Below are 22,724 nucleotides of genomic sequence, written 5' to 3'. Positions count from 1 at the left end.
AGCTTCCGACCGCGGACGGGGTCGGGACTCCGTCCACCACGACGTCGAGCCCCGTACGGTGCGACCCTCGGTCACGGGTGCGCATCGGAGATGTTCCGGACGACGGTGCGGGCCAGGTCCTGCGTAATCCCCGTGCTGCGGGCGTAGCCCTTCGTATCGCCCCAATTCAAGTCCACCTCGTACGTGACGGTCACCAGCAGGTTGTCCAACCGGACGCTCGTAGCGACCGTCGGCCGATCCTCGCTGTACCCCACGGCGGTGACGGCCTCGTCGCCCACTGCGCCAAGGTCTACGGTGTATTGGGAGACTTTCGGTCCGACGGGGAGTCCGTTGCCGAACCACCTGTCCGCGTGTTCGACTGCAGTCAGCGTACGCGTGGGTTCGAGCAGGTCCACAAAGATCACCACGACGGGGTCTCCGGCAGACGCCGTGCCGGCGTTCCAGGAACAGTACTTTCTGACGGGGCCGAAGTAGTGCTCCTCGTCGTGCTCCTCGGACGGCTCCCCCCGGGGGTCCGGCACGACCCTCTCCAGGGTCTGGCGGTCGACCAGGTCACATACGGGGGCGACGGCTTCGTACGGCCCGGGCTCCGCCTTCAGTAGAAACATGTCCACGCCCATCGCGATCGACCCGACAGTGAGAACGAGGCTGGAAAGCATGCCCCTGAGCAGCCGGAGTCCCTCGGTCTGCGAACTGCTCGCCGGCACCCGAGCCGGGGCGGGCTCCCCGGCCTGCGCGGCCAGCCTTTCCTGGAGCCGGGAGTGCCGGAACTGGTAGACGGCGCCGGACTGGCGCAGCACACCGACGCGGTGGGCCTCTCCGAGGAGGCCGAGCACGTTCCACGGAAGCTTCCCCGCACCCCACAGCCACGCTCTGGACGCACCGAAGCCACACCACGCGGACGACGATGCTCCGAGCACGACGACAGCACCGACCGTGACGACTGTGGTGACGGCCCCGGTGCCCGGTCGGATGTCGATGAGACTCAAATCCGGTGCGAACGCTCCGAAGACCAGAAGCACGGCCGCCCGCCAGACCGCCGAACCTCCCCTCAGCACATTGATGAACCCCAGCGTCACCAGTGTGGCCAGTCGGTCCTCCCGCAGCGTCCGCTCCGGGCCGCGAGCGGCGGCATCGCCGGGGCTGTGGCGGAGATCCCCAGGAGGCTCCTCCACCGTCGGCCGGCCGGTCTCCTCGAGCCGACCTCTCTTCCGGAGCACGATGTGGTGACCGACGGAGAAGGACACGGAGGCAACGCAGGCGATCACCAAGAACAGCGTGTACTGCATGAGCCATGAATAGAGCAGCCCTCCACAGACCACTGCCACGACGGCGAGCGCGGGCCGGACCATCCGCCCCGGCTCGGTGCGCGGGACGTACTGCGGCAGGGGTTCCCGGGCATTGAAGGCCACATCGGCGACCGATACCAGACAGAGCACACCGAACGGGACCCAGACAGGCATGGCAATGCCGAACCAGGATGTCTGCGCGTCGAGCCGCCACCCGAGCAGCGCGGTTGCGGCACCCAACGCCAGCAGGGCCCCCGCCGCCCGGGCCGCTCTCGGACCGGCCTGGCTGAGCCGCCACCACTCCAGGTCCTGGGTCCCAAGAGAAGTGAGGTGCCGCGCCAGGAACATCAACCATCTCGAGGTCCGCTCCGGATGACCGGTGACCGCTGGGACGAGCTGTCCCAGCAGGTGGTCCTCGATCGCGGCTCGGCTGGGAAAGCGGCGGTGGTCCAGAAGCTCCGCGGGATCGCGGGAGGTCTCGCTGTAGGTGATGCGGGCCAGACCCGTCATCAGTGGGGTCGCCAGCACGTCCCGCAGCCTCAGCACCTGCGGGTCACCCGGGTGCTCGCGCAGCCGGGTGAACACAGGGTCCCACTTGGTGGCCACGGCGCCGCCGGCCACCAGCTTCCGGGTCGTGCGGTGCAGATAGTCCACCGACTCCTGCACGCTCAGTGGTTCCACCCGGACCGCCGCCGTCGCGGGCAGCACGATGTCTGCCTGCCTGACGGCGGCCTCGTATTCGTCGGCCCTGCTGGTGAGCAGGAAGGGGTCCGCCTCGCCGAGCGAGGCGCGAAGTCTTCGCAGTGCATGGTGCCGGGTCTGCGTGCTCATCTCGTCGAAGCCGTCCAGCACGGGTAGGAGCCGACCCGCCCTGAGGAGTTCGGCGCCGACGGTCCCGCCCGACACCGCCCGCCCGGCGAGTGCCGGGTGGTCGGCCGCAAGGCGCCGGGCCGCCCAGGACTCCAGGTCCTGCGTCGCAGGGTCCCACGAGGCCATGGGGAGGAGTACGGGGACCCGGCCGCCGGGCCCCCGCGCACCGAGGCGGTCGAGAGCGAAGCGCAGTGCGAGTACGGATTTGCCCGCCCCGGCTGGGCCGAGAATGAGGAGCCGACCGGAAGGGATTCTGGAATAGACCTCGTGGAGAGCGCTGCTGCCCGAGAGATCCAGCGGCGCATCCCGCCCGTCGTCCGTGCGGATGTTCGTCCAGTGATCCCCGTACTCCTCCGCGTTGACCCAGCGCACCGGCAGTGGCGTGGGATGCTGGAGCCTGCGGAGCTTCATCTCGTGATTCCAGGACACCTCGAGTTCGCGTGCGAGTTGTTCGGCGACTCCTTCGAGCTGTCGGTCATGGAGGCGTGCGAGCTCCGGGTTCTGCCCGGTCCGCACCAGGCGCCAACGCCGGACAGCGGGCCGCAGCCGCAGGCTCGTGAGTACGACGACCACGAGGCCCGCGAGCAGTAACGGTCCCCGGATCCAGCCGTCGGCGTCGTATGCCACCCACACCAGAGTGACGCCTGCGACGAGCACGCAGAACGGTGCGAGCATCCGCGCGAGAGCGCGGCCCGCCCCCGGGACGGGCACCTGCCCGTGGTGGGTCCCGGCCGAGGAGTGGTAGATGTACTGATCCCTGCCCGCCATGTGGATCTGAGAGCTGTCGTGAGCGTGGGCTTCCTGATGGGGGATGGGCTCTCCCGCCGGGACGTTCATGCTCCGTTGATGTGCTGGTCCCTGCCCGACAGGTAGACGCGGGAGTTGTCGCGGGCTTCCGCATTCATGACGACCGACGCGCCCCGGGTCTGTTCCGTCCGGGACAGTGCGGGGCCAAGGTGATCGTCCAGCAACAGCCGCAGTTCGGCGGCGAGTCCGGGGGTGTCGGCGAGGGCCTGCTGGAAGCGCATGCGCCAGACACCGGCCAGCGCCTGCTCGGTCTCCTCGTCCTCCGCATCACGTGCGGCGAGCACCTGGCCGCGCAGGGCGTCCAGCTCGGCGCCCACGTCGTCCGTGTGATCCGGACGCACGCGGCGCCACATCGCCACCGTCGCGGCCTTCGACTGCAGCCAGGCATCCGTCGCCATGGCGCTCACCAAGGCGGTTCCCGCCGCAAGTACGATCGGGTCCATCCCCCACCCCCCACGGATAGTGATCCGAGGACCAATGTAGGGGTTTGCGGCCCCACTTGGGGCCTTGCTGTCACGCTCTTCCGCGTCAGGGCCGGTCAGCCGGCGCGACCGGTGATTTCTGAGCCGTTGACCAGGGAATTGGTCGAAGTCCGCCTGGAGCGGCAGTGGTTCACACGAGCCGCGTGAGCTTCTTCGCCGTGCTGCAGTGCTTCGTCCGCCCGTGCCGCCACAACTGCACCGCGGTCAGGGTGAGGAGCGCCGCGAACACCGCGAGGAAGACGCCCGCGATCACCGTCTGCCGGCCGCCCGCCGCCGAGTCGTCGTAGGAGAGCAGGACGAAGGCCGACAACAGCATCCCCGCCACGTACACCGAGCGGACGCGCCGCAGCTGCCGCACCGCACGAGGAGCAAGAGCAACACGCTTCACGAAAGCCATGCTCCCTCTGTACCCCGTGTGTGGGCTTTGAGACGTCGAATCACCGGCCGACCGCGGTGCGGTCAAAGCTTCGTGAGGATGGCCTGTACACCTTCCTGCCGGGATCTCCACGGTGCGTGACGAACCCCGTTTTACGGGCACCAGAAGGGCCTACCCGTCACTCCACCACCGTGAGGAGCCGGCCGTGGCCCTGGTGCAGCTCGACCTTCCCGATCCGATGGCGTTGCGAGGGCGATGGGCGGCCCTCGCCGCCGTGCAGGCCGCCTCCGGGCACGGCGAGCGGTGCCGTGCGCTCTGGCCGCTCTGGCACTACGACGACGGGCACGGCAGCTGGGCCGATCTGCACCACCTCGACGAGGGACGCGCGGTGTTGCTCGGGCAGGACCGGAACGACTCCGAGACCTTCTACGCCGAGGCGTCCGACTTCTTCGAGGAGAAGGAGACGGACCTGCTGGCCGGCGCGCCCGAGTGGTGGGAGCCGCCCGTCCGCAGGGTCCGGGAAGCGGAGCTCTTCCTCGGCTTCGTGTACGGGTTCGACGGCAAGGCCTGGTACCGCGCCGATTACGAGACCGAGGACGGGTTCACGAGTGTGGGGCTGCCCGTGCTCGCCACAGCTCTGACCCGGGGGAAGATCCTCGCCACGGTCCGGCGTATGCCTGACTCCGAGGGGGGCCGGCCCGCGTTCGAGGAGATCGACGCGCTGATCGACGCCGACGGCGAGGTCGACGCCGCAATGGTGGCGGCCGTCGGCCCCTCCGTCGGCTGGGACGCGGAAGCCGGTGCGGCGGCGGCCCGCGGGTTCCTCACGGCCTGACCGGCGGATGCGCCGGACATCGGAAGGTGGGTCCGGCCGGGGATCGCCCGGTCGGACCGTCTCACCAGCTCACCGTCACCCGGTCACCAGCTCACCCGGTCCTCAGGTCACCGTCTCACCAGGGCCTGAAGGTCGCGTCCGGCCGGTCCGCAGCGCTGACACGCTCGCTGTACAGCAACGCGTCCCGGTGCCGCAGGTAGCTGCCGGGTGTGCTGTAGGACTCGAACGACGCCAGGGTCCGGTCGGAGAGTCCGGGTACGCGTCGCCATGTGGCGTCGGCGCGGAAGCCGGCGTCATCCGTCCGCGTGTCGATCCGCACCTCTCCGTCCCGCTGCCGCAGGAAGGTTCCGGGGAAGTTGACCGACTCCAGTGACACGGCCGACGGGTCCGCCAGGCCGGGGACGACCTTCCACTGCATGTCGGCGTACGGCGTGACATCGGGGTCGACCCGGCCACGGCTCCACGCATGCCGGATGAACCGGTTCGGGGCGTCGGACGCCTCGAAGCCGAACACGTTGGAGCGGATCGAGACGTTGTCGAAGCGGGCGAGCGGCTTGCCCGGCACCGCTGCGGTGCCGGCCTTCGGCGGCACCGCAGCGGCGTGCAGGCCGTTGGACCCGGAAGCGAAGGCCGTGTCCGTCGTGCTGATCTTCGGCTTGGCCATGTCGTCGACGTAGACCTTGAGGGACGACCCCACGGCCTCGATCCTCACCCGGTGGGTCTTGCCGACCGCCCCCGCCAGCCGCGCAGTCGCCAGCGGTGTCCGCTCGTCGCCCGTCGCCTTGCCGAGGACCAGGCCCTTGGCGGTGAGGTCGGCGTAGTAACCGTGGAAGCCCTCGGTACCGGTGCCCGGTCGCGAGACACGGAAGGCGAGGCCCGATTGGCTTCGGCCGTGGCGCAGGGTCACGTCGGCCTCGTAGATCAGGTCCGAGAAGTTGGTGTCCTGGAGCGAGAGACCACTGGAGGAGGATGCGGCGGAGTACGCTTCGCGCTCGGGAATCCAGTCGGCGCCGCCGTACGTGCGCCAGCCGACCGCGTTGCCGTCGTCGAAGTTGTCCTTGACCTTCATGGTGACCGGCCGGATCGTGCCGTCCTCGTTGAAGTGGATCCGGTCGTAGGCCAGGGCCCGGTGGTTGCCGTCGGTCTCGCTCAGCGGGCGGCGGTGGTAGACGATGTACCAGATGTCGGTGCCCGGCACGTTGACGACGGAGTTGTGCCCGGAGCCGCGGGCGACGGCCGGGTCCTGCGCCAGCACCCTGTCGATCTTCTTGAACGGGCCGGTGGGGGAGTCCGACATGGCGTACGACACCGAGTAGTCCGGGCCGGTCCAGCCGCCCTTGGACCACATCATGTAGTACGTGCCCCCGCGCTTGAACATGAAGGAGCCCTCGGTGTAGTTCTCCGGGGTGATCTCCTTGTAGGTCGACCCGTCGGGGAAGGTGCCGAGGCTGGTCATGTCCGGGTTGAGCTTGACGACGTTCGCGTGGCCCCATCCGCCGTAGTACATGTAGGCCTGGCCGTCGTCGTCGATGAAGACGTCCTGGTCGATCGGCTGGGCGCCGTTGTGGAACTGGGAGATGAGCGGGCCGCCGATGGCGTCCTTGTACGGGCCCTCCGGGCGGTCGGCGACGGCGACGCCGATCCCGCCGTGCTCGGAGTTGCTCTGGATGTCGTTGGCCGCGAAGTAGAGGTAGTACCTGCCGTCGCGGAAGACCGGAGCGGGGGCCCAGAGCGCGTACTTGGCCCACGAGACGTCGGCGATGTCCAGCACCTTGGAGTGCTTGGTCCACGTCACCATGTCCGTCGAGGAGAACGCGTCCATGAAGGTCTGTTCGCTGTACCTGCGGGACGTCGTGGGGAAGATCCAGAAGCGGTCGTCGTAGACCTCGACATCCGGATCGGCGTACCAGCCCTCGACCAGCGGGTTCCCCGCCTCGGCCGTGCTCTGGACCGGTACGGCGGTCGCCCGGGCGGCTGCCGGGTCATCGGCTCCCGCGGGGGCGGGCGCGACGCCTGCCAGCAGGGCGGCGGCCAGGGCGACGAGGGAGAGCTTGCGGATGGTGCGCACCATGATGACGGGGCCTTTCTCGTATGCGACAACGTTGTCGGGCGAGGTGCGTGGCAAGGCGGGGCGCGTACGTACCGGAGGGGCGGGCTGCCGTCGGAGCGATGCGGTGCGTGCGAGTCCAGCGCGGTCCCAGGGGGGTGGGCGGGGAGTTGTACGACGTTGGAAATTCTGCGACGTGCAGCATGAGAACACGGGTGCTGCCCTCTGTCCACCCCGCTCTCACCGCATCCGGCGTTCCGCGGGAGCCGGCGGGGGCGCGGTACGGCGGCCACGCGGAAACCTCCGACCGGGGCCCCGGCAACATCCCGCGCCCGGCGGTCCGCCGTGAAGGGCCGGCGGCTACCGCGGCCCGAACAGTGCCCAAAGCTTCACCCAACCTCCCTATAGTGGTGCCGCGTTGATCGTATGGCCGCAACGCGCGAAGCCGTTTCCCAGGAGTCCGTACGATGACGAGCCCCTTCTTATCCGCTGCCTCCGCCCCGGGCGGCGGCTGCCCCGCGCACCGCGCGACCACCCCCGTGCCGCTCAGCGGGCCCGACTTCCACACCGATCCGCAGGCCCTGTACCGGACCATGCGCAACTCCTACGGGCCCGTGGTGCCCGTCGAGCTCCCCGGCGGCTTCCCCGCCTGGCTGGTCGTCGGATACCGCGAGCTCCACCAGGTCACCAGCGACGGCGAGCTCTTCCCGAGGGACGTCGGGCTGTGGAACCAGTGGGAGCACATACCCGAGGACTGGCCGCTGCTCCCGATGGTGGGACGGCCCATGCCGTCCATCTACTTCACCGCGGGCGCCGAACACAGGCGCCACTCCGAGCTGGTGGTGCCCGCGCTCGAGGCCGCGGACCCCTTCGAGATCCGGGAGCACTGCGAGCAGCTGGCCGACCGGCTCGTCGACGGCATCTGCGCCCGGGGGACCGCGGACCTCGTCGCCGACTTCGCCGAGCCGCTGCCCGTGCTCGTCCTGGCCCGCCTCGTCGGCTTCCCCGACGCGGAGGGGACGGACATCGCCCGGGTCCTGAAGGACCTGGCCGACGGGGGACCCGGCGCCCAGGAGGCGTACGGCAGGTTCGGTGAGCACATGCAGCGGCTGGTGGCGGCCAAGCGCGCGAACCCCGGTGACGACATCACCTCCCGGATGCTCGCCGATCCCCAGCCCTTCACGGACGAGGAGTACGCCCTCGACCTGATGGCCATCACCGCGGCCGGGCACCTCACCACCGCCGACTGGATCAGCAACTCCCTGCGGCTGATGCTCACCGAGGACCAGTTCGCGGACTCCCTCGCCGGCGGGCACCGCAGTGTGGGCGACGCGATGAACGAGGTCCTCTGGGAGGAGAGCCCGACCCAGATCCTCGCCGGCCGCTGGGCGGTCCGCGACACGCAGCTGGGCGGACGGACCGTCCGCGCCGGGGACATGCTGCTGCTCGGCCTCGGGGCGGCCAACACCGACCCGCTGATACGCCAGGGGGCGGTGTCCGGCGGCGCGGGGCACCGAGCGGTCAACGGAGCCCATCTGGCGTTCAGCCACGGGGAGTACCGCTGCCCCTTCCCGGCGCAGGAGATCGCGGAGACCATCGCCCGTACCGCGATCGAGGTCATTCTCGACCGGCTGCCCGATCTCGCGCTCGCCGTCCCCGCCAGGGACCTCGTCCGTCGGCCGTCCGCCTTCCTGCGGGGGATGAACGCGCTGCCCGTCCGGTTCGCTCCCGTACAGACGACAGGAGACCTGCTGTGAACTGCCCGCACGCGACCGTGGTCATCGACCCCATGGTCCAGGACCTCGACGGTGAGACCGAACAGCTGCGGGCTTCCGCCCCGCTCGCGCGCATCGATCTCCTCGGGGTCCCCGCCTGGACCGTCACCCGGCATGCCGAGGCCCGCCAACTCCTCCTGGACACACGTCTGGTGAAGGACCTGGGCGCCTGGGGTCTCTGGCAGAGCGGGGAGGTCACCCACGCCTGGCCGCTCATCGGCATGATCGACGCCGGACGTTCCATGTTCACCGTGGACGGAGAGGAGCACCGCCGGCTGCGGACGAAGACCTCGCAGGCCCTCACCCCCCGCCGGCTGGAGGCGATCCGCCCGGAGATCGAGAAGTTCACCGAGGGACTGCTGGACGCGCTCGCGGAACAGGGCGAGGACGGGGTCGTCGACCTCAAGGCCGTGTTCGCCCAGCCCCTCCCGATGCGGGTGGTCGGGCTGCTGATGGGAGTGGACGAAGCGCTGCACCCCATGCTGACCCGGCAGTACAAGGCCTTCTTCTCGATGCTCACCCCCCAGGAGGACCGGCTGGCGCTGCTGGCCGAACTGGACGTCTTCTACGCCGAACTGGTGCGGGAGAAGACCGCGCACCCCACCGACGACCTCACCAGTGCGCTGATCCTCGCCGAGGAGGGCGGGGAGCCGCTCACGGAGGAGGAGGTCATCGGCAACCTGAAGGCGATGGTGGCCGCGGGGCACGAGACCACCATCGGGCTGATCCTCAACGCCGTACGCGCGCTGCTCGCCCACCCCGACCAGCTGCGCAAGGTGCTGGACGGAGAGGTCCCGTGGGAGGCCGTGATCGAGGAGACCCTGCGCTGGGACACGCCCACCACGCACCTGCTGATGCGCTTCGCCACCGAGGACATCCAGGTCGGCGACCAGGTCATAGCCCAGGGGGAGGGCGTGGTGATCTCCTACCGGGCCATCGGCCGCGATGTCACCCAGCACGGGGACGACGCCGACGCCTTCGACGTCACCCGGCCGACGCCGATACGGCACATGACCTTCGGCCACGGGCCCCACATCTGCCCCGGTGCCGCGCTGTCCCGGGTCGAGGCCGGCATCGCGCTGCCCGCGCTGTTCGGTCGGTTCCCCGACCTGAGACTCGCGATCGCCGACGACGAGATCCGCAAGCTGCCGGTCATGACGCAGAACGACATGGAGGCCTTCCCCGTGCTGCTCCACGGCTGAGGACCGGCAGCCCGGGGCCGGAGGAGCTCTCTGCGACCGGGCACACATCCTCGTCGAGGCCCTGTGTGCCCGGTCTTCCGTAACTCCCTCATGAGACAGGGTCGTTCGGTATCCCGGACGACGTCCGGTCTTTCGGTGAAAGTGGGCGGCGCTCGGCAACCGATGCGGAGCCGGTGGCGACTGCGGGATGCACTCCCCATCCCCGACCTTCAAGGAGGACCCTCGTGAGCCGCACTCCGATGAGAACCCTCGCCGTACTCCCCGCCGCGTTCCTGCTGGCCCTCGTGCCGGGCAGCGCGTCCGCCTACCCCAACCCGGGTGTCGTGAACGGCGACATCGTCGTGCACGACCCCAGCATGGTCCGCAGCTCGTCCGGCCAGTACCTGCTCTACTCGACCGGTGAGGGTCTCCAGCTCCGCACCTCCACCGACCGCACGGCCTTCGGACGCTCCGGGAACGCCTTCACCACCAAACCCAGCTGGTGGAAGAACTACTCCTCGGCCTCCGACCCCTGGGCCCCGGACATCTCGTACCGCGGTGGCAAGTACCTGATGTACTACGCCGTCTCGTCCTTCGGCTCGAACAAGTCGGCCATCGGCCTGGCGGCCTCCACCACCGGACAGGCCGGCAGCTGGAGCGACTACGGCATCGTCCACACGTCGAGCACGTCGAGCGACTACAACGCCATCGACCCCAACCTGTTCGTGGACGACGACGGCAAGTGGTGGCTGTCCTTCGGCTCCTGGTGGACCGGGATCAAGATGATCCGGATCGACCCGTCGACCGGGAAGCAGTACGCCGGGGACACCACCCGCCGCTCGCTCGCCTCCCGCCCCACCGGCACCAAGGCGGTCGAGGCACCCTCCATCGTGAAGCGCAACGGCTACTACTACCTCTTCGCCTCGTACGACACCTGCTGCGCCGGCACCAGCTCGACGTACAAGATCAAGGTGGGCAGGGCGACCAGCGTCACCGGGCCGTACAAGGACCGCAACGGCGTCAGCATGCTCAGCAACGGCGGCACGCCCGTCATGGAGTCGCACGGCCGCTACATCGGCCCCGGCGGCCAGTCGATCCTGGCGGACTCCGACGGCGACCTGCTCGTCTACCACTACTACGACGGCCAGGACAACGGCACCCCGAAGCTCGGCGTCAACCTACTGAACTGGAGCAGCGGATGGCCCGTCGCCTACTGACCCTGCTGAGCGCCCTGCTGCTGGCGCTGGCCCTGGGGCAGCCGACGTCCGCGTCGGCGGCCGAGGGCCGTCCGTACACCAACCCGGTCAAGGCCCAGAAGGGCGCCGACCCCTGGATCTCCTACCACGACGGCAACTACCACCTGGTGTCGACGAGCTGGACCGACGTCATCACCATACGGAAGTCGCCGACGCTGGCAGGACTCTCCACCGCGCCCGGCGTGCAGGTGTGGCAGGGCGACGCCGCCTCGCGCTGCTGCAACATCTGGGCACCCGAACTGCACTACTCGGGCGGCCGCTGGTACCTGTACTACGTGGCCGGCCAGAACATCACCGACTACAACCCCACGCAGCGCGTGCACGTGCTGCAGAGCGCGGGGCCGGACCCGATGGGCCCCTACACGTACAAGAACCAGCTGGGCAGCACCTGGATGCTGGATCCGAGCGTGCTCACCGTCAACGGGTCCATGTACCTGCTGGGCAGCGCGAGCGGCGGCGGTACGCAGAACCTCGTCATCGCCCCGATGTCGAACCCGTACACGCTCAGCGGCTCGTTCTCGACGATCTCGAGGCCCACCTACGACTGGGAGAAATCCGGCGGCACGGTCAACGAGGGGGCCGAGGTGCTCCAACGGGGCGGGAAGACGTTCATCGTCTACTCCGCCAGCGGCTGCTGGACACCCGACTACAAGCTGGGGCAGCTCACCCTGACCGGATCCAACCCGCTCTCCGCGTCCTCCTGGACGAAGAAGTCCACCCCGGTCTTCCAGCGGAACAACGCCGCCGGGGTCTACGGGCCGGGGCACAACGGCTTCTTCACCTCGCCCGACGGCACGGAGAGCTGGATCGTCTACCACGCCAACGACTCGGCGTCCGACGGCTGCGACAACGGGCGTACGGCGCGTGCGCAGAAGTTCGGCTGGAACTCCGACGGCACCCCCGACCTGGGCACGCCCGTCGCCCTCGGTACGGCACTGCCCGGGCCCTCCGGTGAGACGGCGGCGACCCCCACGGCGTACACCGTGGTCAGCCGGGCCACGGGGAAGTGCCTCGACGTGAGCGGCGCGTCGACCGCCGACGGGGCCGATGTCCGGCAGTGGACGTGCGACGGCAGCACGAAGCAGCGATGGCGTGTCGACGACCGGGGAGACGACACGAGCAGACTGGTGAACGTCGCGACGGGCAAGGTGCTCGACACGGCGGACTGCTCGACGGCCGACGGCGCCGACCTCCGTCAGTGGTCGTGGCTCGACAACACCTGCCAGCGCTTCCGCTTCGTCACCACCGAGGCCGGGGGCTGGGTGCGCATCGTCAACCAGGCCACCGGGAAGGTCGCCGACGTGGCGGACTGCTCCGCGGCCGACGGCGCCGACGTACGTCAGTGGTCGTGGCTGAACAACCACTGCCAGCAGTTCAAGCTCGTACCTGTCTCCTGAGGTCGTGCACGCCTCGGGAGGCCGTCCCGGTCTCCTGAGGCCCGCCGCAGCTCGCGGGCCCGGCGCCCGTAAGCTGCGGCGGCATGGCTGATCTCCTCGCCCTCGCCCCGCACCGCTCCACCACGGCGACGCTGCTCGCCGGTGCGGCGCGGGAGCGCGGCATGGACGTCACCGTCCTGCCGCGCCACGGTCTGCCGGCCCGGCCGCCGGAGGGCGCCCGGGCGCACTACTACGGGGGCCCGCTCTTCGGGGCCTCGGCCGCCGGACCCCTCGGCATCGCGCTCCTCGAACCGGACGACGGCTGGCTCGACGCCCTGCCGTACGCGTTCACCGGCCGTCGCGTCCGCCGCGTCCCGCTCAGCGAGGCCCGCAGCACACCGGGCCCGCTCTTCGCGAAGCCTCCTACCGACAAGAGCTTCCCGGCCGCCGTGTACGCGGACGGCGCCGGCCTGCGGGTCCCCGCGGGCCCTCAGGAGGACCCACTCGTACAGATCAGCGAAGTCGTCACCTGGGTACGGGAGTTCCGTCTCCATCTGCTGGACGGGGAGATACGGACCGGCTCGCAGTACGCCTGTTTCGGCCGGCTGGACGTGGCGCCGCTGGCCGGCCATGCGGACGAGCCCGCGGTACGCGCGTTCGCCGGACGTCTGGCCGAGGTGTGCGCGGGATCCCTGCCCAGCGGGGTGGTGCTCGACGTCGGGCTGATGCGCGCGGAGAGCGACGCGGGGGAGGGGCGGTGGGCGGTGGTCGAGGCCAACATGGCGTGGTTCAGCAACCTGTACGCCGCCGACCCCGCCCGCGCCCTCGACGTGGTGCTCCGCGCGGCGGGCCCCTGTGCCGGCGTCCGGGCGCGGGACGCGCCTTTCCGGCGGGCGTGGCAGCGGGGCCCGGCAACCTCGGCGCCGTAGCCGGGCGTGTGACACCGGGCCCGGCAACCTTTGCCGTGGCCGCGGCGACTACTGCCCGGAACCCCACCCCTTCCCGACGAACGGATCACGCCATGGCAGCCATTCCACGACGGCGCACCGCTCTCCACCCGGGACCCCGCAGAGCGATGACGGCCGGCGCGGCGGCGCTCCTGGCCGTCGCATCGGTCTGGACGTCGGGGGCGGCTTCCGGCGCCGAGGCGGCGACCACCCTCACCGTCGCCAGGGACGGCAGCGGGCAGTACACCACCGTGCAGGCGGCGGTCGACGCGATCCCCGCGGGCAACACCGCACGCGTCGTCGTCTCCATCGAGCCCGGCACCTACCGCGAGCTGGTGAAGATCCCCTCGACCAAGCAGAACGTCACCCTCCAGGGCAGCGGCCCCAGCCGCAAGGACACCGTCATCGTCTACGACAACGCCTCCGGCACCCGGAAACCCGACGGTTCGGGCACCTACGGCACCAGCGGCAGTGCGACCGTCGCGGCCGAGGCGAACGGCTTCCAGGCCCGCAACCTCACGATCTCCAACGACTTCGACGAGGCCGCCAACCAGAACATGAGCGGGCTCCAGGCGGTGGCCCTGCGGACCGCCGCGGACAAGGTCTTCCTCGACTCCGTGATCGTCACCGGTGACCAGGACACCCTGCTGCTCGACACCGCCTCCAAGGCGACGCTCGGCCGCGTCTACATGACCAACTCCTACGTCGTCGGCAACGTCGACTTCATCTTCGGACGCGCCACCGCGGTGATCGACAGATCGGTCATCACGCTGAAGAAGCGGTGGGACGGCAGCTCCGCCGGATACATCGCCGCACCCAGCACGGCCGCCGACCGCAAGGGTTTCCTGATCACCGGGTCCACCGTCAACGGTGACGTGTCGGCGTCGTCCTTCCACCTCGGCCGGCCGTGGCACGCGGGCGGTGACGCCGCGCTCGACCCGATGGCCACCTTCCGCGACACGACACTCGGCGCGGCGGTCAAGTCCGCGCCCTGGACGGACATGAGCGGCTTCTCCTGGAAGGACGACCGCTTCGCCGAGTACAGGAACACGGGACCCGGATCCGGCCCGGCGAGCAGCAGCCGGCCGCAGCTCACCGACACCCAGGCCACCGGGCAGGAGACCGCCGACTGGCTGGCAGGGTGGACACCTTCGGCGTCCTGAGTCACGGTGTGCGGCAGTGAACCGATGCGGTGACGGTTGGTCGAAGCGCTTCGACTCCCCTATGGACAGTGGTTGTGAGCGAGTCTAGGCTCCACGGTGTCTGTGCATGTCAGAGTGCGAAGGGGAGCACAGCAAGGCGCTGTCGAAGCGCTTCACCCGCTCTCCCTTGCGGTAACCATCTGTAGGGGAGAAACCGAATGGTCACGCTTGCCGAGGTCGCCCAGCACGCCGGAGTGTCCGCGAGCACGGTGAGCTACGTCCTCAGCGGCAAGCGGTCGATCTCCGCCTCCACCCGGGAACGGGTCGAACACAGTATCCAGCAGCTGGGCTACCACCCCAACGCCGGTGCCCGTGCCCTCGCCAGCAGCAGGTCCAACATCATCGCGCTGATGGTGCCCCTGCGCACGGACATGTACGTGCCCGTGATGATGGAGATCGCCATCGCCGTCGCGACGAGCGCCCGTACGCACGGCTACGACGTCCTCCTGCTCACCGGCGAGGAGGGGCCGGCGGCCGTCCGGCGGATCGCGGGGAGTTCTCTGGCGGACGCGATGATCCTGATGGACGTCGAACTGCACGACGAGCGGCTGCCGCTGCTCCGTGACTCGGGCCGGACAGCCGTCCTGATCGGCCTGCCGGCCGACACCAGCGGGCTGACCTGTGTGGACCTCGACTTCGAGGCGACCGGTGCGCTCTGCGTGGACCACCTCGCCGGTCTCGGACACCGCGAGGTGGCGGTGATCGGCGAGGCGCCCGCCGTCTACGAGCGGCACACCGGCTTCGCCGAACGGACCGTGGACGGCGTACGGGCGAAGGCGCAGGAGGCAGGGATGCGGATCCTGCACCGTCCCTGCGAGGGCGGGTACGCCGCCATGGCCGGCACGCTGGGCCGCATCTTCGACGAACGGCCCGGAACGACCGGATTCATCGTCCAGAACGAGGCCGCGGTCGAGCCTCTGCTCAACCTGCTCCAGCAGCAGGGGCGGGCGGTGCCGGAGGACGTGTCCGTCGTCGCCGTCTGCCCCGAGCAGGTGGCCACGCAGGCCTCGGTGCGGCTCACCTCCGTGGCCATCCCGGCACAGGAGATGGGGCGCCGCGCGGTGGAACAGGTGGTTGCCAAGCTCGCCGGCCGGGGTACCGACGAGGTGGAACTGCTGGAGCCCGTCCTGACGGTGCGCGCGAGCACGGGACCGGCTCCGGCCTGAGTGTCCACGGGCACACTCACTCGTTCGGGTGGAGTGCTTCGCGGAACATGCCACGAGTGCGGGTACGCGTGTCACAGGTGGTCAACGAGGCCTGGAACGAGCCTGGTTGCTGAAGATCCGGCGTGATAGCTTCGCGATCTGTCATGAAGGTGGTACCGGCTCGACGGGGGTGGTCGGTGGTGGGGAACGGGCTGTCCGGAGCGGATGAGCCGGGCGATGCCAGGGCGCGGCTCATCGTCGTGCTGGTCGACTTCCTGTGTGTGCAGGACTTCGTGACCGACCGCGACCAGTGCGGCCAGTTGATCGACTTCGCCGCGGAGCAGGTCGGTGCGGAGATCGTCTACCGACGCCAGAACCCGCGGGCCGACATGCTGTCCTTCCTCCGGGTTCTGCTGGCGTACGAGAAGGGCCTCGAAGCGCTGAAATCCGCCGTGCGCGCACTCGGGGGCCAGGAGTGCGTGGTCCAGCTGACGTGGATCATCGAGGCCGCCCGGCCGGACGAGGAGGAGTTCGGCCCCGGCGCCGTGCGGGAGGCCCACAGACTGCTCGGCGAGGTGTGGCGCGTCGACGAGGCCCGCCTGCACACGCTGCTGAACCACGAGCTCGGGCCCGACCTACCGTACGGCCGGACCCCTGTCGAACTCTTCGACCACTTGCGCACGGTGAACACCCAGGCCGACGGACTGCCTCCGGCGCTGGTGTTCGTCGAGGCCACCGCGTCCCTGGCCCGGTCGGCGCCGCGCGAGGAGCTCAGGAACTGGTCGGACGAGTGGGCCCGTGAGGCCGGCCCGGACGTCGTGCGGGCGCTGGAGGAGCGGAGGCGCGCGATCGCGGCCCGGCCGCCGGCCGACCCGTATGTGTCACGTTGTCTCGTCGTGATGGTGGAGCCCGCCGACGACAGTTCGGCTGATGTCTACGTACGTCATTGGGTCAATGCCGCGCCGGGTTACTGGGAGCCCGTGGCGGGAGACATCGAACGCACGAGTCTCGACACGCTGGCCGGTGCGGTCGAACGGGCGATCAGTCAGGGCGCGTCACGCTGGGCGGATGTCTCGGAGGGCGAGAGCGATCCTCCGGTGCAGATCGAGTTCGTCCTCCCTCTCCAATTCCTCAATCACGACATGGCGGGCATCAGACTGGGTACGCGGTCCCGTATCCCGACACCGATCGCTCTTCACTACCATGTGCATCTGCGGAGTCTCGAGCGCATGAGGGCCCGTGACACACGGGAGCACGGCCGGTGGCGGGCCCGGTGGACGCAGCTGAAGAAGGCCGGCGTGGCGGAGGCCCATCGATGGCACGGGCAACAAGGCGACCGTCTGGAACGCTGGCATGCCAGACTTGTCGGGGACCCGAACCTCACCGCGGTCATACTCGATGTTCCCGCCCTGCCCGGCCACGGTATGGACGCGCTCAGCATCGCCATCGAGCAGGGCGTCGGCCTGGCGGCCTGGGACCGCCGGCCGGACAGCCCGGATCTGTCCGGCCAGGTGCTGACCCTCCTGCTCGCCCACCCGCCGGCGCAACTACCGTCGAAAGTAAGTCAGATCCGCCAGGAGGCTGAGGACTTGAGGCGTGACAGCCTTTCCGTGGGTAAGTACATGGCGTTCTTCTGGGACGACCCGTACCGCCTGGTCGACTGCGAGGAGTTGACAGCATGACCGAGCAGGTCTCGGCAGCGCAGTCCGTCACGCCACCCTCCTGGAGGGTGTTCCACGCAACGGGGCAGCCCCCCTCCGGCAGCCCGCCCGAGCTGCCGCAGCCGCCGCCCTGGCGGGTGTTCGCCGGAAGCCCGCTGCAGCAGGACCCTCCCGACGACGCGCAGTCGGCGCTGCGCCGGCTCGGCACCGTGCAGGAGGGCCCGCAGCTGCGCGAGGAGGAGATCAACGCGGTGAACGCCGCACTCCTGCTGCGCCGCCCCTTGCTGATCACCGGACCGCCCGGAGTCGGCAAGTCCACCCTGGCGTATCTGATCGCTCAGGAGATGGGCCTCGGAAGGGTGCTGCCGTGGAGCATCGTCAGCCGCACCACACTGCGCGGCGGGCTGTACGAGTACGACGCCATCGGGCGGGCCCAGGCCATCGCCGCCTGGCGTGCCGGCGGCACGGCCGATGCGGAGAGCTGCGGCGGAGCCGCCCCCGCCCTGGGGGACTTCGTGACCCTCGGCCCGCTGGGCACGGCCCTGCTCGCCTACGGACGCCCCAGGGTGCTGCTCGTCGACGAGTTGGACAAGAGCGACATCGACCTGCCCAACGACCTGCTCCACGTCCTGGAGAACGGCAGTTACGAGATCCCGGAACTGGTGCGGGCCGGTGTGGCGGAGGTATCCGTCTTCACGGACGATCCCCAGGGCCGGGCCGTCATCGAGGCGGGCCGGGTCGAATGCGCGGAGTTCCCCGTCGTCGTGATCACGAGCAACGGTGAACGCGAGTTCCCGGCCGCCTTCCGGCGCCGCTGTCTGCCGCTGGAGATGCGCCCGCCCACCCGCGACCACCTCGTCTCCATCGTCGTCAGTCACCTGGGCCGGCGCCCCGAAGGCGTCGAGGACCTCGTCGACGACTTCGTCAGGCGCCTGGACGGCGGTGGGACCCAGTCCGTCGATCAGTTGCTGAACGCCGTGCAACTCACCACGGCGCACGGTTTCCGGGCCGACAGCGACGGGCGTAAGCTCATCGAGATGCTTCTCCGCGACCTCTCGAAAGGCCGCTGATGAACGGCTCGCCACGGGAACGCGCCCCGGACACGACGCCCGCGCGGAGCGACGGCGACCTCCACGAAACCGACGGCGAGGCGAGCTGGCAGGACCTCGCCGACGCGGTCTGGCTCGCGGCGGCCTGGCACCGGGCGGGTCGCGAAGCGGAGGATGGGACGGGCCCGGCCGCCGCACCCTTACCCGACCACGCGGAGGACGTCCTTCCCGAGGTCGGGGCTCCGGCGTTCGAGCAGGGCGCGCAGGAGACGGTGCCGGCCGCGAGCCACCCCGATGTCGATCCACGGGACGTGGAACTGCTCGACGCTCTCCCCATGCGCCACGGCCGCCCCGATACGGCACTGCCGGACCCGGCACGTCCTGCGCGGCGCGTTCTGCCACTGCCTCTGGCCAAGGCCCTGCGAGGTCTGGGCCGGCGTGTGCCGTCGCGCCACGAAAGCCGGCTCGACGAGGCTCGCACCGCCGAGAACGGTGTGATCGACGGACTGTGGATCCCCTACCTCGATCCGGTCCAGGAGCGCGCCTTCGACCTGATGCTGCTCGTGGACAGGGCGCCCACCATGCCCGTCTGGGACAGCGACGTACGCCGGCTGACGGACGAGGCGGTGCGCAGCGGCGCCTTCCGGGACGTCCGTACGGTCGGTGTCTCGCTGGCCGGTGCGGCACCGCCCGAGCTGCGCTGGCCCGGCAACCGGCGGGCCGATCCCGCCGAACTCCTGGACGGCAGGGGGACACGGCTGTTCCTCGTCGTGACCGACGGACTGGCACCCGGCTGGGCCGGAAGCGGCGCCGACGAACTGATGGGGCGGCTCTCCGCGGCCGGGCCGACGGCACTCGTCCACCTGCTGCCGCAGTACCTGCGCCACCGCTCCTCCGTGTACCCCTTCCGGGCACGGCTCGACGCCGCCGGATTCGGAGCGCTGAACCGCCACTTCCTCTGCCACCCACCGCACGGAGTGCCCGAGCACGCGCACGTCCTTCCCGACAAGGGTGACGGATCCGTGGCCGTACCGGTCCTCAGTCTGCGCCCCGGCTCGTTCGGTGCCTGGGCGGATCTGGTCACCGGCGAACGCGGTGTGCGGCGGACGCTGCCCGTGGTCCTGGCCGGGGCGATGGCCAAGGGGGTGTCCGCTCCCGGACTGCGGGCACCCAGGGTCGACGGGCCCCGTGCGGCGGCGGACGCCGTGCGCAGGTTCTTCTCGCTGGCCAGCCCGCTCGCACGGCACCTCGCGGTCCTGCTGGCGGTGGCCCCCTTGCGTTTCGACGTGATCGAGGAGCTGCGCGCCCGCGCCTTCCCCGCGTCCCGCCCCGAGCACCTGGCCGAGGTGATGATGGGCGGCCTCATCGACTGGGAGCGGGACGGCGAGGGCGGGCCCGACTTCGCCGACGGCATCCGGGAGGCCTTGCTGGCCACCGGTAACCGCACCCAACTCGCGCGTGCCGTGGGCCTGCTGGCCGAGGCGCGGGCCAGCCGGGCGCAGGGCATCCGGCTGCGCGCCGCGCTGCGCGACCCGGCGCAGGCGGCCCTTCCGGACGGCGGGGGCGGACCGGCGTGGCTGCGCATCGAGCTGGCCGTACTCCGCGCGCTCGGAGGGATGCCGTACCGGCGGCGTGCGGCGCGGCTCAACGGCGAGCTGCTGCACGGCGCGGGAGCGTCGGTGGGGGCGCCGAATGATGATAAAGAGGCATCTGATGTGAATGAGAACGGCCCCGCTTCCCCGTCGCAATCGACGGTTCCACCAGGAGGACCTGTGTCGCCGACGACACCACCCGTAGACACCGAGCAGGATCGGGTCGACGAGCGCACGCCTGCCCCGGCGTCCGAGCTCCGGTTCGTCCGTACCGGCCAGCCGAAGATCATGGGCAACGTGCCACCGAAGAACCCGAACTTCACCGGGCGGGAAAGTCTTCTGGCGGCGGTGGAACAGCAGTTGCGTGAGGACGAGACAGCAGCCGTCCTCCCGCACGCGCTGCACGGCATGGGCGGTGTCGGGAAGTCCCAGATCGCCGTGGAGTACGTGTACCGCCACAGCGGCGAGTTCAACGTCATCTGGTGGATCCCCGCCGAGCAGGAGAACCTGATCCTCGGCGCTCTCGCCGACCTCGCCCGCAGCCTCGGCCTGGAGGTGGGTCCGCAGGCCAACGCCGCGGTGCCCGCCGTGCGTGAGGCCCTCCGTACGGGCAAGCCGTTCGACAACTGGCTGCTGGTCTTCGACAACGCCGAGGACATCGAGGCCGTACGCTCCTACTTCCCCAACGGCGGGCCCGGGAAGATCATCGTCACCTCGCGCAACCGTGAGTGGGAACGGGTCGCCACCCCCCTCAGCGTCGACGTGTTCGACCGGGAGGAGAGCATCGCACTCCTGCAGCGCCGCGCCCGCGGCCTCACCTCCGGGGACGCGGACCGGCTCGCCGCCGCCCTGGGCGACCTGCCCCTCGCGGTCGAGCAGGCGGGTGCCTGGCACGCCGCCACCGGGATGCCGGTGAACGAATACCTCGCCCTGCTGGACGAACGCCGGCCCGAGATCCTCGAGCTCGACCCTTCGCCCGACTATCCGCTGCCGGTCGCGGCCGTCTGGGACATCTCCCTCGGGCGCCTCTCGCACGACAACCCGGCAGCGCGCCAACTCCTGGAGATCTGCGCCTGCATGGCGCCGGAACCCATCCCGCTCAACCTCTTCAGGGGCGGCCGCAACATCGAGGTCACACCCGAGCTCGACCCGGTCCTGCGCGACCCGCTGCTCCTCGCCCGTGCCACCCGGGACCTCAGCAAGCTGTCGCTGGTGAGGCTGGACCACAAGACCGCCACCCTGCAGATGCACCGGCTCATGCAGAACGTGATCGTGGCCAGGATGGATCCCGAGGAACGCGACCGGATGACGCGGGCGGCCCACCTGCTGCTGACGACGGCGAAGCCGGGAGCACCCGCGTCCCCGGACCAGTGGCCCGCCTACCAGGCCATCCTCCCGCATGTGATCGCGTCCGGTGCGGTGAAGAGCTCCGACGGATGGGTCCGCGACCTCGTCTACGACATGGTCTTCTTCCTCTACTACTGGGGAGCACACGAATCGGGCGCCGCCCAGGCCCGGCTGGCATGGACCGCATGGCGTGAACAGTCCGGTGACGAGGACCTGCACGTCATCAGGATCACCAAGCTCCTCGGCTTCTACCTGCGGCTGCTCGGGCGCCCCGCGGAGGGCGTCGTGCACAACGAGCGCGCGCTGGCGATCTCGCGCGGCGCGGACATCCCGGACGAGGAACTCGTCGACTCCATGTGGCAGATGGCGGGGGCGCTGCGGCACCAGGGCGAGTTCGGGAAGGCGCGTGAACTGGCCGAGGAGGCGTTCACCCGGGCGAGCGATCTGTTCGGACCGGAGGACCCCACGACGCTTAGTGCCGCGCACGACTACGGTGTGACTCTGCGGCTGAACGGCGATTTCGACCTCGCGCGGGAGATCGACGAGGAGACCGCGCGCCAGCGGGAACTGCTCTACGGGCCGGTGAACGGGCTGACGCTCAACACGCTGAACGGGCTGGCCATCGATCTGCGTGAGGCCGGCGACTACCTGGGTGCGCGCGCGCTTCAGGAGTCCAATTACCTGCCCTACGTCGCCCATTTCGGTGAGACGAATGCGGCGACCATTCGCGCAGCCCTGAATCTCGCGGTGTGCCGACGCAGGGCCGGTGTGGTCGAGGGAGCGTCCTCCCTCGCCGAGCAGACCCTGGAGCGCTTCACCAGCCGCTACGGGCTGAACAACGCCGATGCGCTCTGTGCGGCGAACCACGCCATGGTCGAACGCCGTCTCGACGGCGACCTCGTCGGCTCCCGGGAACTGGGAGAGCAGACGCTGTCCGCCTACCGCAAGGTGCTCGGCGACCACCATCCCTACACCCAGTTCGCCAAGGTGAACCTCGCCGCCACACTGCGGGCCCAGGGCGACACGGACCGGGCGGAGACGCTGGACGTCCAGGCGCTCGAGAAGCTGGAGAACGCCCTCGGGGCGAAGCACATCAGCACGCTGACCGCAGCGATGTGCCGGGCCAACGACCATTACGCCCGGCTGGACTTCGCCCGTGCCATGGCGGTCGACTCGGACCTGCTCCCCAAGCTCACCGACACCGCCGGGGCCGAGCACCCACTGACACTCGCCTGCACGGCCAATCTGGCGCTCGACCGGCGCGGCCTCGGCGAGTCGGAGGAGGCCGACCGGCTCAACCACGTGGCCGTGCAAGGGCTTTCGCGGCTGCTCGGGGCGAATCACCCCTGGCACACCTCGGCCAGGCTCCACCAGCGCATCGAATGCGACATCACGCCGCTGCCGATGTGACGCCGACGACGACCGGCAGACCGCCGGCCTCGCCCGCCCCACCCCTGGCGGCGGGCGGGACCGCGGCGAAGAGGCAA

Annotated in this window: 14 protein-coding genes and 1 pseudogene; 11 read left to right on the top strand and 4 right to left on the bottom strand. The window is 70.2% G+C overall.

Annotated elements, in window-relative coordinates:
• Positions 1–71: 71 nt before the first annotated feature.
• The 3 genes from OO67_RS25190 to OO67_RS25180 form a co-directional block, all read right to left on the bottom strand.
• The gene (locus OO67_RS25190; RefSeq protein WP_033303694.1) at positions 72–2,996 is read right to left on the bottom strand and encodes an NACHT domain-containing protein; all 2,925 of its coding nucleotides are present in this window, start codon (positions 2,994–2,996) and stop codon (positions 72–74) included.
• Entirely contained in the window at positions 2,993–3,409 is a 417-nt protein-coding gene (locus tag OO67_RS25185; protein ID WP_033303693.1) for a hypothetical protein, read from the bottom strand. Before OO67_RS25185 ends, OO67_RS25190 begins: the two co-directional genes overlap by 4 nt.
• Positions 3,410–3,578: 169 nt before the next feature.
• Entirely contained in the window at positions 3,579–3,845 is a 267-nt protein-coding gene (locus OO67_RS25180) for a hypothetical protein (protein WP_033303691.1), read from the bottom strand.
• A 184-nt stretch (positions 3,846–4,029) separates the two neighbouring features.
• Between OO67_RS25180 and OO67_RS25175 the strand changes: the two genes are divergently transcribed.
• Positions 4,030–4,659, top strand: coding sequence for a hypothetical protein (locus OO67_RS25175; RefSeq protein WP_033303690.1), 630 nt, complete (start codon positions 4,030–4,032; stop codon positions 4,657–4,659).
• A 115-nt stretch (positions 4,660–4,774) separates the two neighbouring features.
• Here the strand turns inward: OO67_RS25175 and OO67_RS35810 are convergent, their stop codons facing one another.
• Complete coding sequence (locus tag OO67_RS35810) at positions 4,775–6,730, bottom strand: family 43 glycosylhydrolase (RefSeq protein WP_157841732.1); 1,956 nt, start codon at positions 6,728–6,730, stop codon at positions 4,775–4,777.
• A 443-nt stretch (positions 6,731–7,173) separates the two neighbouring features.
• Here OO67_RS35810 and OO67_RS25165 point away from each other — a divergent pair, with 443 nt between their 5' ends.
• From OO67_RS25165 to fxsT, 10 genes and pseudogenes are all read left to right on the top strand, one after another.
• Complete coding sequence (locus OO67_RS25165) at positions 7,174–8,463, top strand: cytochrome P450 (RefSeq protein ID WP_033303689.1); 1,290 nt, start codon at positions 7,174–7,176, stop codon at positions 8,461–8,463.
• A gap of 32 nt (positions 8,464–8,495) precedes the next feature.
• Entirely contained in the window at positions 8,496–9,683 is a 1,188-nt protein-coding gene (locus OO67_RS25160) for a cytochrome P450 family protein (protein WP_244300327.1), read from the top strand.
• A 239-nt stretch (positions 9,684–9,922) separates the two neighbouring features.
• Positions 9,923–10,879, top strand: coding sequence for an arabinan endo-1,5-alpha-L-arabinosidase (locus OO67_RS25155; protein WP_106972823.1), 957 nt, complete (start codon positions 9,923–9,925; stop codon positions 10,877–10,879).
• Positions 10,861–12,315 (top strand): family 43 glycosylhydrolase, encoded by a 1,455-nt coding sequence (locus tag OO67_RS25150; protein WP_033303686.1) that lies wholly within the window; start codon positions 10,861–10,863, stop codon positions 12,313–12,315. Before OO67_RS25155 ends, OO67_RS25150 begins: the two co-directional genes overlap by 19 nt.
• An 83-nt stretch (positions 12,316–12,398) precedes the next feature.
• A complete protein-coding gene (locus OO67_RS25145; protein ID WP_033303685.1) occupies positions 12,399–13,223 on the top strand; it encodes an ATP-grasp domain-containing protein in 825 nt (274 codons plus the stop codon).
• A gap of 200 nt (positions 13,224–13,423) precedes the next feature.
• A pseudogene (locus OO67_RS25140) lies at positions 13,424–14,404 on the top strand (pectinesterase family protein); the annotation flags it as partial.
• A gap of 197 nt (positions 14,405–14,601) precedes the next feature.
• Positions 14,602–15,609, top strand: a complete 1,008-nt coding sequence (locus OO67_RS25135; RefSeq protein WP_033303683.1) for a LacI family DNA-binding transcriptional regulator — start codon at positions 14,602–14,604, stop codon at positions 15,607–15,609.
• A 179-nt stretch (positions 15,610–15,788) separates the two neighbouring features.
• On the top strand, positions 15,789–17,270 hold the full coding sequence (locus tag OO67_RS25130) for a VMAP-C domain-containing protein (protein WP_244300320.1): 1,482 nt from the start codon (positions 15,789–15,791) through the stop codon (positions 17,268–17,270).
• A complete protein-coding gene (locus OO67_RS25125) occupies positions 17,267–18,319 on the top strand; it encodes an AAA family ATPase (RefSeq protein WP_033303681.1) in 1,053 nt (350 codons plus the stop codon). The genes OO67_RS25130 and OO67_RS25125 overlap by 4 nt, the downstream gene beginning before the upstream one ends.
• Positions 18,319–22,647 (top strand): FxSxx-COOH system tetratricopeptide repeat protein, encoded by a 4,329-nt coding sequence (fxsT, locus tag OO67_RS25120; RefSeq protein WP_033303679.1) that lies wholly within the window; start codon positions 18,319–18,321, stop codon positions 22,645–22,647. The genes OO67_RS25125 and fxsT overlap by 1 nt, the downstream gene beginning before the upstream one ends.
• Positions 22,648–22,724: the final 77 nt, after the last annotated feature.

Source organism: Streptomyces atroolivaceus, assembly GCF_000717025.1.
Classification (GTDB): domain Bacteria; phylum Actinomycetota; class Actinomycetes; order Streptomycetales; family Streptomycetaceae; genus Streptomyces; species Streptomyces atroolivaceus.
The sequence above is the reverse complement of the archived record's forward strand: the minus strand, read 5'-3'. Positions and strand labels throughout refer to the sequence as shown.